General features: G+C 55.4%; 14 protein-coding genes. 8 read left to right on the forward strand and 6 right to left on the reverse strand.

The features are described from left to right. Positions 1 to 4: 4 nt before the first annotated feature. The 4 genes from UC14_RS09230 to UC14_RS09245 form a co-directional block, all read right to left on the reverse strand. Complete coding sequence (locus UC14_RS09230) at positions 5 to 154, reverse strand: DUF2474 domain-containing protein (RefSeq protein WP_013577871.1); 150 nt, start codon at positions 152 to 154, stop codon at positions 5 to 7. 58 nt (positions 155 to 212) lie between these two features. Further along, entirely contained in the window at positions 213 to 1,217 is a 1,005-nt protein-coding gene (gene cydB / locus UC14_RS09235) for a cytochrome d ubiquinol oxidase subunit II (protein ID WP_112197591.1), read from the reverse strand. Then, on the reverse strand, positions 1,210 to 2,643 hold the full coding sequence (locus tag UC14_RS09240; protein ID WP_112151520.1) for a cytochrome ubiquinol oxidase subunit I: 1,434 nt from the start codon (positions 2,641 to 2,643) through the stop codon (positions 1,210 to 1,212). Before UC14_RS09240 ends, cydB begins: the two co-directional genes overlap by 8 nt. 533 nt (positions 2,644 to 3,176) lie before the next feature. Beyond that, positions 3,177 to 4,415, reverse strand: coding sequence for an MFS transporter (locus UC14_RS09245; protein ID WP_112197592.1), 1,239 nt, complete (start codon positions 4,413 to 4,415; stop codon positions 3,177 to 3,179). Positions 4,416 to 4,475: 60 nt separating this feature from the next. Here UC14_RS09245 and UC14_RS09250 point away from each other — a divergent pair, with 60 nt between their 5' ends. Further along, positions 4,476 to 5,462, forward strand: coding sequence for an AraC family transcriptional regulator (locus UC14_RS09250; RefSeq protein WP_112197593.1), 987 nt, complete (start codon positions 4,476 to 4,478; stop codon positions 5,460 to 5,462). 78 nt (positions 5,463 to 5,540) lie between these two features. Here UC14_RS09250 and UC14_RS09255 read toward each other — a convergent pair whose 3' ends face one another. Next, positions 5,541 to 6,440, reverse strand: coding sequence for a proline iminopeptidase-family hydrolase (locus tag UC14_RS09255; RefSeq protein WP_013577866.1), 900 nt, complete (start codon positions 6,438 to 6,440; stop codon positions 5,541 to 5,543). Between the two features lie 89 nt (positions 6,441 to 6,529). Continuing rightward, positions 6,530 to 7,285, reverse strand: a complete 756-nt coding sequence (locus UC14_RS09260) for a LuxR family transcriptional regulator (RefSeq protein WP_013577865.1) — start codon at positions 7,283 to 7,285, stop codon at positions 6,530 to 6,532. 227 nt (positions 7,286 to 7,512) lie between these two features. Between UC14_RS09260 and UC14_RS09265 the strand changes: the two genes are divergently transcribed. The 7 genes from UC14_RS09265 (at position 7,513) to UC14_RS09295 (ending at position 15,161) form a co-directional block, all read left to right on the forward strand. Next, a complete protein-coding gene (locus UC14_RS09265; protein ID WP_037033096.1) occupies positions 7,513 to 8,451 on the forward strand; it encodes an ABC transporter permease in 939 nt (312 codons plus the stop codon). Next, a complete protein-coding gene (locus tag UC14_RS09270; protein WP_112197594.1) occupies positions 8,448 to 9,308 on the forward strand; it encodes an ABC transporter permease in 861 nt (286 codons plus the stop codon). The genes UC14_RS09265 and UC14_RS09270 overlap by 4 nt, the downstream gene beginning before the upstream one ends. Then, positions 9,305 to 10,282 (forward strand): ABC transporter ATP-binding protein, encoded by a 978-nt coding sequence (locus tag UC14_RS09275; protein WP_013577862.1) that lies wholly within the window; start codon positions 9,305 to 9,307, stop codon positions 10,280 to 10,282. The genes UC14_RS09270 and UC14_RS09275 overlap by 4 nt, the downstream gene beginning before the upstream one ends. Further along, the gene (locus UC14_RS09280) at positions 10,266 to 11,315 is read left to right on the forward strand and encodes an ABC transporter ATP-binding protein (RefSeq protein ID WP_112197595.1); all 1,050 of its coding nucleotides are present in this window, start codon (positions 10,266 to 10,268) and stop codon (positions 11,313 to 11,315) included. The genes UC14_RS09275 and UC14_RS09280 overlap by 17 nt, the downstream gene beginning before the upstream one ends. Further along, on the forward strand, positions 11,296 to 12,810 hold the full coding sequence (locus tag UC14_RS09285; RefSeq protein ID WP_112197596.1) for an ABC transporter substrate-binding protein: 1,515 nt from the start codon (positions 11,296 to 11,298) through the stop codon (positions 12,808 to 12,810). The genes UC14_RS09280 and UC14_RS09285 overlap by 20 nt, the downstream gene beginning before the upstream one ends. Positions 12,811 to 13,038: 228 nt before the next feature. Next, entirely contained in the window at positions 13,039 to 14,535 is a 1,497-nt protein-coding gene (locus tag UC14_RS09290; protein WP_112197597.1) for an MFS transporter, read from the forward strand. 47 nt (positions 14,536 to 14,582) lie between these two features. Further along, positions 14,583 to 15,161, forward strand: coding sequence for a TetR/AcrR family transcriptional regulator (locus UC14_RS09295; RefSeq protein ID WP_013577858.1), 579 nt, complete (start codon positions 14,583 to 14,585; stop codon positions 15,159 to 15,161). Positions 15,162 to 15,202 lie beyond the last annotated feature (41 nt).

A 15,202-nucleotide genomic window follows, 5' to 3' on the forward strand; every position in this document is an offset into this window, starting at 1 on the left:
ATTTTTAATGCGACTTCATTCCGGCTGCCGTCATCATCATTCTGAATAAGAATGCCACCACGGCCAGTGATAAAACACTCAATGAATAAATGACGATCAGCCAGACGACGCGTTTCCAGAAGGGCTTCTTACTATTAACGGTCATATCCTGCATCAGGAACCTCCGGTGATAACCGGGCGAAATGCGGTCATTTCGCCCGATACTGTTGCGATCAATGGTAGCCTTCGTTTTCCCTGATTTTCCCCCGGAAGACGTAATAGCTCCAGAAGGTATAAATCAGGATCACGGGGATGATGAACACCGCGCCAACCAGCATAAATGCCAGGCTTTTCTCTGACGATGCCGCATCCCAAATCGAGATGGCCGGCGGAATAATATTCGGCCAGATGCTGATCCCAAGCCCCGAAAATCCGAGGAAAATCAGCGCGAGAGTCAGCAGAAACGGCATATAGTGCGCGTGACTTTTTATCGCCCGCAAAATTCCCCCGGTACAGGCTAAGACCAGTACCGGCACCGGCAGAAAGGCGATCAGATTCGGCATGCTGAACCAGCGATGAGCAATATCGGCATGGGTCAGCGGCGTCCAGATGCTGATCACACCGGTGATCGCCAGCAGCGTTATCACCAGGGGTTTAGCCAGACGGCACATCTTCTGATGCAGGGCATTTTCCGTTTTCATGATTAACCATGTACAGCCCAGCAGCGCGTAGGCGACCACCAGCCCGATACCACAAAAAATAGGGAAGGGGGCCAGCCAGCTTAACGCTGAGCCGCTATACGTTCTGCCTGTCACCTCAAAGCCATTAAGCACTGCGCCGACGGCCACGCCCTGACTGAAGGTGGCCACGATGGAACCGGTAATGAACGATTTGTCCCAAAACGGACGGTGCTTTTCGGTCGCCTTGAAGCGAAATTCAAACGCCACGCCGCGAAAAATAAGACCGAAAAGCATCAGGGTTAACGGAATGGTGAGTGCATCGGTGATCACCGAATAAGCCAGCGGGAAAGCGCCGTATAAGGCCGCGCCGCCCAGTACCAGCCAGGTTTCATTACCGTCCCACACCGGTGCAACGGTGTTGACCATCATGTCGCGTTCGGTTTTGTCTTTATTGAACGGGAATAAAATACCGATACCCAGATCAAAGCCATCCATTACGATGTACATCAGGTTCGCAAATACGATAATTCCAAACCATATAATAGTGTAATCAATCATATTTTTTACTTCCCTCAGGATTGCTCAGCCCTTCCTGCGCCGCAGACAGCGGACGCGCCGGTGTGTTTGGCTTACCTGGTCCACCGTGAGAAACCTCATCACCTTCACCGGTCACCGGCCCTTTTTTGATAAGACGCATCATGTAAACGTAGCCAATACCAAAAACGGACGAGTACACCAGCAGGAAAGCTAACAGGCTGAGGCTCATGTGCATTTCACCGTGCGCGGAGACGGCATCGCGGGTGCGCTGAACGCCATAAACCACCCACGGCTGACGGCCAATTTCAGTGGTAAACCAGCCCGCAAGCAGGGCAATCAGACCGGAAGGTCCCATCAGCAGCGTGAACCAAAGGAACGGGCGGGACTGATAAAGCCGCTTTTTATAACGCAGCCACACACCCAGCACGCCTGCCGTGATCATCAGCAGACCGAGCGCGACCATGATGCGGAAAGACCAGAAAACTACCGGCGAATAGGGACGATCTTCTTTCGGAAAATCCTTCAGCGCGGGCACCTGTTTTTGCAGGCTATGTGTCAGGATCAGACTGCCCAGATAAGGGATCTCCAGCGCATATTTCGTGCGTTCCTGCTCCATATCCGGGATGCCAAAAAGAATTAACGGTGTGGCTTCCCCGGGCGGATTTTCCCAGTGCCCTTCAATGGCCGCAATTTTGGCGGGCTGATATTCCAGCGTATTCAGTCCGTGGGCGTCACCGACCATTGCCTGAATGGGGGCGACGATCAGCGCCATCCACAATGCCATGGAAAACATTTTCCGAACCGCTGGCGTATCATTGCCGCGAAGCAGGTGCCAGGCACCGGAAGCCCCCACAAAGAACGCACTGGCGAGGAAAGCCGCGATGGACATATGGAACAGACGGTAAGGAAATGACGGGTTAAAAATGACCTTAAACCAGTCCGTCGGCACCACGACGCCATTGACAATTTCATAGCCCTGCGGAGTATGCATCCAGCTGTTCGATGCCAGGATCCAAAAGGTGGAGATAAGCGTGCCCAGCGCCACCATACAGGTCGCAAAGAAATGCAGGCCAGGCCCCACCCGGTTCCAGCCGAACAACATCACGCCCAGAAAACCGGCTTCGAGGAAAAATGCGGTCAGCACTTCATAGGTCAGTAAAGGGCCGGTAATGCTACCGGCAAATTGCGAGAATCCGCTCCAGTTGGTGCCGAACTGATAGGCCATCACCAGACCTGACACGACCCCCATGCCAAAGTTAACAGCAAAAATTTTGGACCAGAAATGATACAGATCCCGGTAACTGCGGTTGCCGGTTTTCAGCCACATCCCTTCAAGCACCGCAAGAAAACTGGCCAGCCCGATCGTAATGGCAGGAAATATGATGTGAAAAGACACGGTGAATGCGAATTGTATTCTTGCCAGGTGAAAAGCATCTAATCCAAACATTGCTGACATCCCCTATGGAGAAAGTGGGACACGTTAATTAAAATTAACATACAGAGTACACTTGTGATTTATACGTGATTAAGATGAAAGGATTGTGCACTGATATTATTTTGCGGGGTAGATACAGTTTGGTGAAAATACACTATAACAGTTCAGATAATTTTCGTTTTTAATTTTAAAATTCAATGATTTATTTGTTGTTTTTTTCGCGGGGCGGAATTTATGTTATTTCCCGCCTGCGCATGATAAAAATTAAAAACATTGTCACCAGAATAGTGGAATTTATTGATTTTTAAGGTTTTATATTTCGTTTGTATTTTTTACTCTGCCGGGAGTAAATGTTATCCCTAAAACGTATATTCAATTTTAATAAAACTGTTATAGCTCAATCCGGTTCGCGGAAATGAACCGGAAATAGTTTTAACATGATGATAAATTGAGTATTCGGATATGATGGTAACAATGTTTGTGTGGAATTAATTTTAGCTGTTTTTAGGAATTTACTGAATGATCATCAGCGTATTTCCCTGACGCTATTCGTGCTGAAGGGACTGGGTTTCTGCGCCGTCACCGGACAGGCCAACCCTGACGCACAAGGCAATGATCAGCGCAGCACTTAACATCACAATACCTGCCGTGATAAATACCCCGGAGATCCCCCCCAGTCCGAACATGACGCCTCCCAGTGCCGCACCGGCCGCGATAGAAGATTGCACGGCAGCCACCACCATGCCTCCTGCGCTCTCAGCCTGATCGGGCACCGAGCGGGTTACCCAGTTTGACCAGGCGACGGGGACACCGCCGAATGCCAGCCCCCACAGCAAAACCAGCAGAGTGAGTCCGGTGATCTGAACGGGCAGTAATATCATCCCCAGCGCTGCGATACCGACTAAACAAGGCATCACAATCAGCGTCAGGCGAAGGCTGTAAGTCATTATCCATCCGGCCAGCAATGTACCCGCAAAATTTGCCACTCCGAATCCGAGCAATAGCAGGGCCAGTCCGCCCGCATCTACATGACTCACGCTTTCCAGAGAAGGGCGAATATACGTAAACAGGGCATACTGGCCGGTATGTGCCAGCACGCAGCCGGACATCCCCGTGGCAATGCCGGGACGGCGCAGCAATGTTAAGACTGATGCTATATGTGTAACCTGACGGGGCGCCATGCGCGGTAATGTGAACCACTGAAAAGCAAGAGTGACTCCTCCCACCAGAGCCGCGGCAATGAACGCGCTGCGCCAGCCATAGAGTTCACCGAGAAAGCTTCCCAGCGGCACGGAAACGACGGTTCCCACCGCAATACCACTGAAGATAACCGACAGTGCCCGCGGCACGAGTTTCTCCGGAACCAGCCGCATCGCGACCGCTGCGGCCATACTCCAGAATCCGCCCAGCGCGACGCCAAGCAGGATCCGCATCACCAGCAACACGGCAAGGCTGGAGGAAAGGGCGACCAGCAGGTTTGAGGCGATCATCAGCACAGTAAAACTTAACAGAACGGTTCTGCGGTCAAGCTTACGGGTCAGGCCCGGTACCAGCAGTCCGGCGAACAGCGCGATAACCGCGGTGACCGTCACCGCCTGACCGGCCAATGCTTCCGTCACCTGCAGGTCTGAGGCCATGGGCGTTAACAGGCTGGCTGGCAGGTATTCTGCTGTTAACAAACCGAACACGCCCATGGTGAGGGAGAAGACTGCCATCCATGCTGGCGGAGCCTGTTGTACATCTTGTTGGGTCGCGGGCGCTGAGCCCTCTGTTTTATGATTCATTTCAAATGTTCCTGAAGATTAACGTAGCGCAGAGTCTAGGCAGGATGGTTGAGATGATCTATGATTCGAAATCCTTGTTTTTTGACTATTACTCCTGAAATGACCCAGCACGATCCCTTTGCCCTTTCTTCTGACCTGATCAGTGAACTCCTGACAGGAATGCGTCTGCGTGGTGTGCAATATCGCCGCATCCAGACCGGCTCTGAATTTGGCATGGCGTTCAAACCGAGGCCCGGACATGCTTATTTTCACTATCTTGCCGTCGGTTCCGCTGTTCTTAAAACCGGGGATGGCGCGCTCCATCCATTGTCTGCCGGTGATGTCATTTTTATGCCGCACGGAATGGCACATCAGCTTCTTTCTGAACCCGGCCATACCGCTCAGGACATTGACGACTTCGATGTCGCCCCATTAGGGGAAGCCGTGAGTGGTGTGGATACCTGCCCGAGCAGGGATACGATACCGGGCGCGATTCTTTTTTATGGCTGCATGGCGTTTGATCTGGGCGGAATGCAAAGTCTGGGTAAACTGATGCCGGAAACCATGGTGGCGGATGCCAAAGGCGAACGCTATCCCGGACTGTTGCCGGTGATGGATTCGATGAAACGTGAAATATGCTCCGGCCGCATCGGCTTTGCAGGCATTCTGGCCCGGCTTGCGGAAGTTGCCGCGGCAATGATTGTTCGCGGGTGGGTGGAATGTGGATGTGAAAATGCCTCAGGCATTGCCGCTGCATTGCGGGAACCCCGGCTGGCAAGGGCAATTCTGGCGCTGCACCGGCATCCGGGCAGGAACTGGACCGTCGCGGAGCTGGCGGCAGAGTCGCACATCTCGCGCTCGGTTTTCGCCGCGCGTTTTCAATCAATGATTGGCGTATCGCCGTTGCGTTACGTGACGGAACTGCGCATGCAACTCGCCACGCAGTGGCTCTCAGACAGCAAGATTTCTATCGAGAACGTGGCATTTCGTCTGGGTTATACCTCACAGGCTGCGTTTAGCCGGGCTTATAAGCGCATTACCGGGCAATCGCCCGGTGTCAGCCGTTAATTGCTGTGAGTCATCGGGGCATAAAGAATATTCCCTCAGGCTGCTTCGGGATAAGCCAGAAGCAGCCTGTATACGTCATCAGCGGGAGCTGTTGATCTCCAGAAACTCCCCGACGCATTTCATACAGGCTTCCCGTTCCTCGACGTGTGGCATGTGGCTCGAATTCTCGAAAATCACCCATTCAGCGCCTTTGATTAAATCTGCGAACGGCTGCACCACGTCGGGAGCGGCTTCATCGTAGCGGCCGGAAATCAGCAATACCGGCACGTTAATGGCGGGCAGGCGGTCGATCACCGTCCAGTCTTTCATGCTGCCAATGACGTGGAATTCAGTCGGGCCGTTCATGGCGAGGTACACCGTCGGATCCTCGTCCATCGCCGCAAAGGTACGTTTTACCTCCTCCGGCCACGGATCGAGACGGCAGACATGACGGGCATAGAATACCTGCGACGCCGCTTTGTATTCTGCGCTGTTGAGGGTTCCGGCGGCTTCATGTGCCAGTAAGGTTTCCTGAACCTCCGGCGGCAGTTCGCTGCGCAGGCGGGCGGCGGCCTGCAACCAGAGTTCCATCGAGGCCGGTGAGTTGGCGATGACCAGCGCTTTCAGGCCAGGAGGTTGCATGACGGCGTGTTCGGCACCGAGCATGCCGCCCCAGGACTGGCCGAGCAGCGCGTAATCTTTTTCAATGCCCAGATGGCGCAGCAAATTATCCAGTTCCGCCAGAAAGAACGCGGGCTGCCAGAAGCCGGCGGGTTTGTCGGGAAGGTGGGTCGAGCGACCATTACCAATCTGATCGTAGTGGATCACCGCGCGGCCGGTTCCGGCGATATCGCGGAAGGCATCAACGTAATCATGGGTGCAGCCGGGGCCGCCGTGAGCAATAACCAGCGGAGTCTTGCCGTTGTGTAAATCGCCACAGATGCGGTACCAGGTCTGGTATTGCTGAAACGGCGCATAGCCTTCAGTGATGTTGTACATTTTGTTTCCCCTGTCGGTGAATAATAACCACAGGGTAAACATCGGGGCGGCGTTGAACAGCTAGTAAAAAAGATAGAAAACAGGGCAGATTAACTGTCGAGTAAACGGTAATGCATCGCGCGAACCACGGCCTGCACACGGTTACTGGCCCCCAGTTTGCGGGCGGCGGTATTGAGATGGAGCGTGACGGTGGCAATCGACCGGTTGAGTTTGCGGGCGATCTCTTTGGCGGTTAAGCCTTCTGCCGCCCACGTCAGACATTCGCGTTCGCGCTTGCTTAAGCGCACGTGGCGACAGGTGAGAATGCTGCTGTCGAACAGCGGAAACACGCACTCCTGAAAGGTCAGCGCCAGCAGGCTCAGTTCGGCCAATACATCATGAATATCCAGCTCATGTCCCGCACCGGTGTGAATGCCGGTGACCGTCACAAATCCACCATTTGGCAAATGCAACGGCACCGTCGCGCCGCTCGGCATGTTGTTATCGCACATGTAATGGGTGACCGGTTTGTTGAGGTCACTGAGGCGGTTTTGCAGCGAGGTATTGTCCGGGCGCTGATAAGACCAGACAAACGGTGCGCAGCTTTCGAGAGCGTAATGCTGCACCGGATCGACCTGATAATACCCGTTCTCCAGCCATAACCGCTGCATGTCGCCGGGCACATTACACATCCGCAACAGCGACGGTGTGATCAGCTCGCCCTCAAGCGAACGCGGTACCGGCGTGTAGTCGTAAATCAGGGCGTCAAACCCCAGGCGCGAGGTCTGAGCGAAAAGCTGATCAAACGCACCATCAACGGTCGTTTCCCGCAAAGACACTGCACTCTCTTGCACCGCGAGCTTCATGAATTTATCTCCGCATCACTGTTTGCCAGTCTGAATGGGCTGATCGGGCACCGGTTTTGCTCAATCTCACCTGGTAAAGAAAATTTATGCAATCGCGGTGCCACATCGCTGGCGGTGCAAACCTAGTATTTTTGCTAACTACCGGCGGGGCCTGACTGCGGATAACGTAAAGCCACAGGGGAAAAGACTCTCGCTCTGCACCAGAAACTGTCATTAAGAGGATTGTCATGCACCGTTACCGATTTTTGCTCTGGCGACCGCTGCAACTGCTGCCGGTGTTGCTGGGGATAAGTATTCTGACTTTCGTGATGGTGCGCGCCATACCCGGCGATCCGGCGCGGATCCTGCTTGGGGTACGCAGCACACCGGAAGCCATCGCCCGAATCCGGGTGCAGTACGGACTGGATCTGCCGGTCTGGCAGCAATATCTCTATTTTCTGCGCAACCTGTTTCATGGCGAGATGGGCAAGTCACTGATTTACCGTGTGGATACGTTAACGCTGATCATGTCGCGTATTGAGCCAACCCTGTATCTGGTGCTCGGCAGCGTGCTGCTGGCGATGCTGTTTACTGTGCCGCTGGCGGCCGGAGCGGCACGACATCGCGGGCAACTGGCGGATCAGGTGATCCGTTTACTTTCTACTATCGGCCTCGGATTACCGGCGTTCTGGCTGGCGATCATGATGATTTTACTGTTCAGTCTGTCCCTCGGCTGGTTCCCGGTGTCGGGCTATGGCAGCGATGTCGGCGAGCGTATTCATCACCTGTTTCTGCCGTGCCTGACCGTTGCGCTGGCGCTGTCAGCGGTTCTGACCCGTAACCTGCGCGCCAGTCTGCTGATGGAATTACAGAATGATTACGTCACCGCCGCCCGTGCGCGGGGGCAAAACGAAAACCGTATTTTCTGGCGACATGTGATGCCCAATTCACTGGTGCCGACAGTCAATCTGCTGGCAGTAAATATCGGCTGGCTGATTGGCAGCACGGTGGTAATTGAGAGCGTATTTGCCATTCCCGGTATGGGGCAGTTGCTGGTGAAAGCCATTATCAGCCGTGATTACATGGTGGTGCAGGGTGTGGTGCTGGTGTTCGCCCTGGCGACAGTCATCGTGAACCTGATTGCAGACTTACTGACTGTGGCGCTGGATCCGAGGGTGAAGCTATGAGCATGACCGAAAAGATAGCGACACAACGCATGGGCCATTTTCACCTGCGCGGGTTGCCGCGCCAGCAGGCGTTACGGCTCGGCATGCTGATGCTGAGTGTCTGGGTTCTGATTGCGCTGCTCAGTCCGTGGATCGCGCCGTTCGATCCGATTGCGCAGGATGCATCTGTGACACTGTCACCCCCAACGTTCGCCCATCCGTTTGGCACCGATAACTTTGGCCGCGACATTCTTTCCCGCGTGATGTGGGGGGCACGGATTGATCTGCAAATCTGTCTGATTGGTGTGATTTTTCCGTTTACCTTCGGCACGCTGATCGGCGCGTTTGCCGGATATCTCGGCGGCGCAGTCGATACTTTTTTCATGCGGGTGATAGACGTGGTGCTGGCGTTTCCTTTTCTGGTGCTGATGCTGTCGATCATCGCCATTCTCGGGCCGGGACTGGGCAGTTTTTATATCGCGATGGCGATGGTGGGCTGGGTGTCGTATGCCCGTCTGGTGCGCTCGCAGGTGCTGACGCTTAAACACCGGGATTTCATTCTGGCCGCGCGCAGCCTGGGCTACAGCCATCCCCGTATTTTACTTTTGCATCTTCTGCCCAACGCGCTGACCAGTTCGCTGGTGTTCTCGATGTCCGACTGCGTGCTGGTGTTACTCAGTGGCGCGTCGGTGAGTTATCTCGGCCTGGGCGTCCAGCCGCCGGTAGCGGAATGGGGCGTGATGGTCGCCGAAGGCCAGAGCTTTATTACTACGGCGTGGTGGATAACCACCTTCCCCGGTTTGGCGATTGTGGTGCTGGCGATGAGTTTCAGCCTGCTGGCGGACGGACTGGGTGACAAACTGGGGGAACGGCCATGACGTTAATGCAGGTTTCCGGCTTAACCATTGAAGACCGGCAAGGTGTGGCGCTGGTGGACAGACTCTCGCTGACATTGAATGCGGGCGATATTCTCGGGCTGGTCGGCGAAAGTGGCTCCGGCAAAACCCTGAGCTGTCGCGCCATGATGCGTCTGCTGCCCGGTGAAGGGCTGCATATTCGCGCCGGGGAAATCCGCCTCAATGGCACCGATTTACTGACGCTGAACGATAAACGCATGACGGCCATTCGCGGGCGGGAGATCGGCATGATTTTCCAGAATCCGGCCAGCCATCTGAATCCGGTGATGACCATCGGTCAGCAGATTGCTGAAAGCCGCCGTCTGCATTTTGGGGCCAGCCGCCGTGAAGCGCAGAGTCAGGCGGTGGAACTGCTGCGTCAGGTCGGTATTCCGGATCCGCAGCGACGGGCAGATAACTATCCGCACGAGTTTTCCGGCGGCATGCGTCAGCGGGCAATGATCGCCGTGGCGCTGGCCTGCGAACCCAAAATGCTGATTGCTGATGAACCGACCACGGCGCTGGATGTCACGGTGCAGATGCAGATTTTACGTCTGCTCCGCGATCTGCGCGACCGGCTGGGTATCGCGATTATTCTGATCACTCACGACCTTGGCGTGGTGGCGCAAACCTGTGACCGCATTGCGGTGATGTACGGCGGGCGTTTATGTGAAACCGGTGAAAAACGGCCGGTCCTGGCCCAGGCGCAGCATCCTTATACGCGCGGCCTGATTGACTGTCAGCCGGTCAGTGAAGGCGGCAGCGGACGGCTGATCACGCTGCCCGGTCAGCCACCGGTCGCAGCACATTTTCCCAGTGGTTGCCGTTTTCATCCCCGCTGTGCGCAGGCGTCCGCGCTCTGCCGTGAAAATCAACCCGCGATGTCAGCGGGCGGCCACGCAACGGCCTGTCATCATCCGCTGAACCACGGGAGGCACAATGAGTCATTCGTCTGATCTCACGCCGCAGCCGTATCCGCTGCTGGAAGTGGAAGCACTCTCCGTGACATTTCCGGTCTCCGGCTTTGGCTTCAAAAAGCGTCACGTTCAGGCGGTAAACGGTGTGTCCCTGCATATTCACGCAGGCGAAACGCTGGGGCTGGTCGGTGAATCGGGCAGCGGAAAAAGTACCCTCGGGCGGGCGATGTTGCAGCTGGAAAATGCCAGCGCCGGACGGGTTCGTTTTAACGGGCAACTGATTACCGACGGCATGAAACCTGACATTGCCCGTCTGCGACAGCAAACCGCGATGATTTTTCAGGATCCGTTTTCCTCACTCAACCCGCGCCAGACGATTGGCGAAAGTATCGGCGAGGTGTTGCGGGTACACAACAAAGTGGCGAAAGCGGACATCCCGGCGCGGGTCAGCACGCTGCTGACGCTGGTTGGCCTCAGCCCGGAACATGCCACGCGCCGTCCGCAGGCGCTGAGCGGTGGACAATGTCAGCGCGCCGGCATTGCCCGGGCGCTGGCTATCGAGCCACGCCTGATTGTCGCTGATGAATGTGTTGCGGCGCTGGATGTGTCGATTCAGGCGCAGATCATCAATCTGCTGATGGATCTGCGCGAAAGCATGGGGCTGGCGATCTTATTTATTGCCCATGATCTGGCGATTGTGCGCCGCCTGTGTGACCGCGTGGCGGTGATGTATCTCGGACGTATTGTCGAAAGCGGGCCGACGCAAACGGTGTTTAATGCGCCGCGCCATCCGTATACCGCCGCGCTGGTAGCGGCAATCCCTGAAATCGACCCCGACCGGCCGCTGCCGGAGCATCCGTTACAGGGAGAACCACCCAGCCCGGTTTCGTTGCCTGCGGGCTGCGCTTTCCATCCACGCTGTGCCTTTGCGCTGCCTGAGTGCAGGCACGGTGCGGCACCTGAAACCCGGCATATTGCCGACCATGCCTTCGCCTGTGTTCTTGATAACCACAAAAGCGACGGGATCAATCCGATGACTGAAGGAATGTTACATGAAGCAAAAGCATTTTAACGTTGTGGCCGCCGGGGTGCTGCTGGCGTTGAGTCTGGTCAGCGAAATGGCGCAGGCTGCGGGGGTACTGACCATTGGCCGTCGTGAAGACAGCACCACATTTGACCCGATCAAGTCGGCGCAAAACGCCGATAACTGGGTGTTCTCCAACGTGTTCGATCCGCTGGTGCGCGTTGACAATACCGGCACCAAACTGCTGCCGGGCCTGGCTGAAAGCTGGACGATTTCGCCGGACGGTAAAACCTATACGCTGAAAATGCGCGACGCGAAATTCTCTGACGGCACGCCGGTGACCGCCTCTGATGCCGTGTTCAGCCTGACGCGTATCCGTGATGACGCCGGATCGCTGTGGAAGGATTCATACAGCATTATCGATACGCTGAAAGCCCCCGATGCCCATACGCTGGTGATCACCCTGAAAACGCCGTCGGCAGCATTCCTTTCTCAACTGGCACTGCCGAATGCCTCGGTGATTTCGCAGCAGGCGCTGACCAAACAGGGCGCGGATGATTTTGCCGAACACCCGTTGGGTTCCGGCGCGTTCAGCGTGAAAGAGTGGACGCGCGGTGAGAAAGTCGAACTGGTGAAGAACCCGTACTACTGGGACGCCGCAAAAGTGAAACTCGATGGCGTCGAGTGGCTGACGCTGCCGGACGACAATACCCGCATGCTGAAAGTGCAGGCCGGAGAAATTGACGCGGCACTGTCGATCCCGTTCTCGCGCATTTCATCGCTGCAAAAAGACCCGAAACTCGCCGTCGAACTGGATACGTCAACCCGTGAAGATCACCTGCTGATCAACCATTCTCACGGTGACCTGGGCAAAGTGGAAGTGCGTCAGGCGCTGGACTTCGCCATCGATAAAAAAGCCATTATTGATACCGTGACGTTTGGTTACGGCAAAATCGCCAACTCCTACATCCCTGATGGCGCGCTGTATCATTACGCTGACAACCTGCAACGCCCGTACGACCCGGAAAAAGCCAAACAACTGCTGGCCGCCGCCGGAGTGAAAAATCTGACCCTGAAATATCTGGTGAATGCCGGTGATGAAGTGGATGAACAGATTGCGGTATTGCTGCAACAGCAACTGGCAAAAGCCGGGATCACTGCCAACTTGCAGAAAGTGGATCCGAGCCAGAGCTGGGACATGTTAGTGGCGGGGGACTATGACATTTCGGTGATGTACTGGACTAACGACATTCTCGACCCTGATCAGAAAACCACCTTTACGCTGGGCCATGACTCGAACATGAATTACATGACGCGTTATCACAATGACAAAGTGAAAGCGCTGGTGGCCGCCGCGCGGGTGGAGATGGATCCGAAGAAGCGTGAACAGATGTACATCGATTTGCAGAAAATGGCGAAAGCCGATGTGAACTGGATTGATCTGTATTACAGCCCGTACCGCAACGTGACCCGTAAAAATATCAAAGATTTCCACCAGAATCCGTTAGGGCGCTTCACACTCGAGGAGACGGTGAAAGAATAAGAAATCCTGCACCAGGGAGATAATAAGAAAGTTGAGACAAAAGTCTGTTTTGCCCTTTTTAGCCCGCTTCCGAGCGGGCTTTTTTATTGCCTGTAAATCTGACGTTTTCCCCCGTTACATCTTCAACGCTTCATCAACTGTCAGGCAGATGCTGCTTGATTTTGAGCGATTGCTCAAGTACCTTGCTGGTCTTGAGCGCTTGCTCAAAATCTATCTGAGGCACTTTTTATGTTCGTCAATAACCGCTGGCTGATACTTGCGATTGTCACCAGTACACTCTTTTTGATCATCATTGATATGACCGTGCTGTACACCGCGTTACCGCGTCTGACGCAGGCGCTGGACGCCACGGCATCGGAAAAATTATGGATAGTGAATGCCTATCCGCTGGTGGTCGCCGGTCTGTTACCGGGCGCGGGAATGCTCAGTGACCGCATCGGACACAAAAATCTTTTTATGAGCGGGCTGCCGGTATTTGCGTTCGCTTCCCTGTGCGCGGCGTTTTCTGCCAGCGCTGAAATGCTGATCGCCTCCCGCGTTTTCCTGGCGATTGGCGCGGCGATGATGATGCCTGCGACGCTGGCAATTGTGCGCCACGTATTTACCAACGAACGTGAACGTGCGCTGGCGATCGGCATCTGGTCGGCGGTGGCTTCCGGCGCTGCGGCGCTCGGGCCAGTCATTGGCGGCGTGCTGCTGGAATATTTCTGGTGGGGCTCGGTGTTCCTGATCAACGTGCCGATTGTGCTGGCCGTTTTCCCGTTTGCACAGGCGCTGATCCCGCGCGGTGAAGGTAATAAACAACGTCCGTGTGATTTTGCCGGTTCTGCGCTGGTGATGGCGGGGCTGGTGGGCGTGATTTACGCGCTGAAAGAGCTGAGCCAGATTAATTCGTCGTGGCTGGTGATCATGGGTTCTGCGGCCGCAGGCGTCCTGTTCCTCGGTTTATTCGTCAGAAGACAAAAACGCGCAGTACAGCCGATGATCGACTTTTCACTGTTCCGCAACCGTGCGTTTGCCTGTGGCGTGGGCGTGGCGATCACCTCAATGATTGCGCTGATCGGTATCGAACTGGTGCTGAGCCAGCGGTTGCAGCTGGTGCTCGGACTGACGCCGTTTATGGCGGCGATGTTTATCCTGCCGATCCCGGTGGCGTCTGCGCTGGCCTCGCCGCTGGCGGGTATGCTGATCCCGCGTGTCGGTGTGCGCAAAATGATGCTCGGCGGCTTCGCGATATCTGCACTCGGCATCGTCATTCACGCCCTGGTCTACGACGGCAGCGCGGTGATACAGCTGATCAGTCTGTTTATTTTAGGTTTTGGCCTTGGTGGCGCAGTGACCGCAGCCTCGACGTCGATCATGCTCAACGCCCCGGAAGACAAGGCCGGAATGGTGGCCGCGATAGAAGATGTGTCGTGGGAAATGGGCGGCGTGCTCGGCGTGACCTTGCTGGGCGGCCTGATGACGGCGGTTTACAGCCGCAGCCTGACACTTCCGCAAGGACTGGTCAGTGGTGAAACGGCGTATGACAGTCTTGATGAAGCCTTGGCGCTCGCCGGGCATCTCAGTCCTGAGCATGCTTCGTTACTGACCAGTCTGGCGCGAACAGCGTTTGATCAGGCGTTTCTGGCGGTGCTGATTTCTGCGGCTGTGCTGGTGATTGCCAGCGTCGTGGTGCTGAAAATCGTGCTGCGTAAGTCCGTGGGCACACGCCAGGCTTCCTGATAAAATGCCGGTCTGAGCAACTGCTCAATGCCAGTACAGGATAAATTATGAAAGAAAACCGGGAAGCGTTAAGGGCTAAAATTCTTGACGGAGCCATCAGTCTCTTTATCGAAAAGGGGATTGAAAAAGTCACGACGCGCGAGCTGACGGAGTACGTCGGGATTTCCCGCAGCCACATTTATCATTATTTTCCTGACTGGCAGACGCTGTGCGTTGAAGCGCTGTCGGTGGTGATGATGGCGGAGCTGAAAGAGTTTTCCGCTGAAATTTCACCGCTTGAGCCCAAAGCAAAATTACACACGCTGGTGTGCAATTATCTTCCCGATACGCAGGGCGATATCTGGCAGTTGTATGGTTCGCTGTGGCAACTGGCGGCGCATAATGAGGCTTACGCCGAACTGGCGCGGCTGATGGTGCATAAGTGGCTGGCGCTGCTGGCCGACATTATCCGCGCCGGGATCGACAGCGGCGTGTTCCGCCCGACCGATGCCGGACGCGTTACCCGCCAGTTGTCTGCCATCATGAATGGCTATTCCGATCAGCTGATCGTCATGCCTTCCGCCGCAGCGCGTCAGGAAGCGATGGACGATATTCTCGATTTTATCGGGCGGGTGCTGGAGAAATAAAAAAGGGAGAGGGTATAGCAGAGTTGTCTGCTAAACCCCCT

This window comes from Rahnella sp. NRRL B-41462 (assembly GCF_003263525.1).
GTDB classification, from domain to species: Bacteria; Pseudomonadota; Gammaproteobacteria; order Enterobacterales; family Enterobacteriaceae; genus Rahnella; species Rahnella aceris.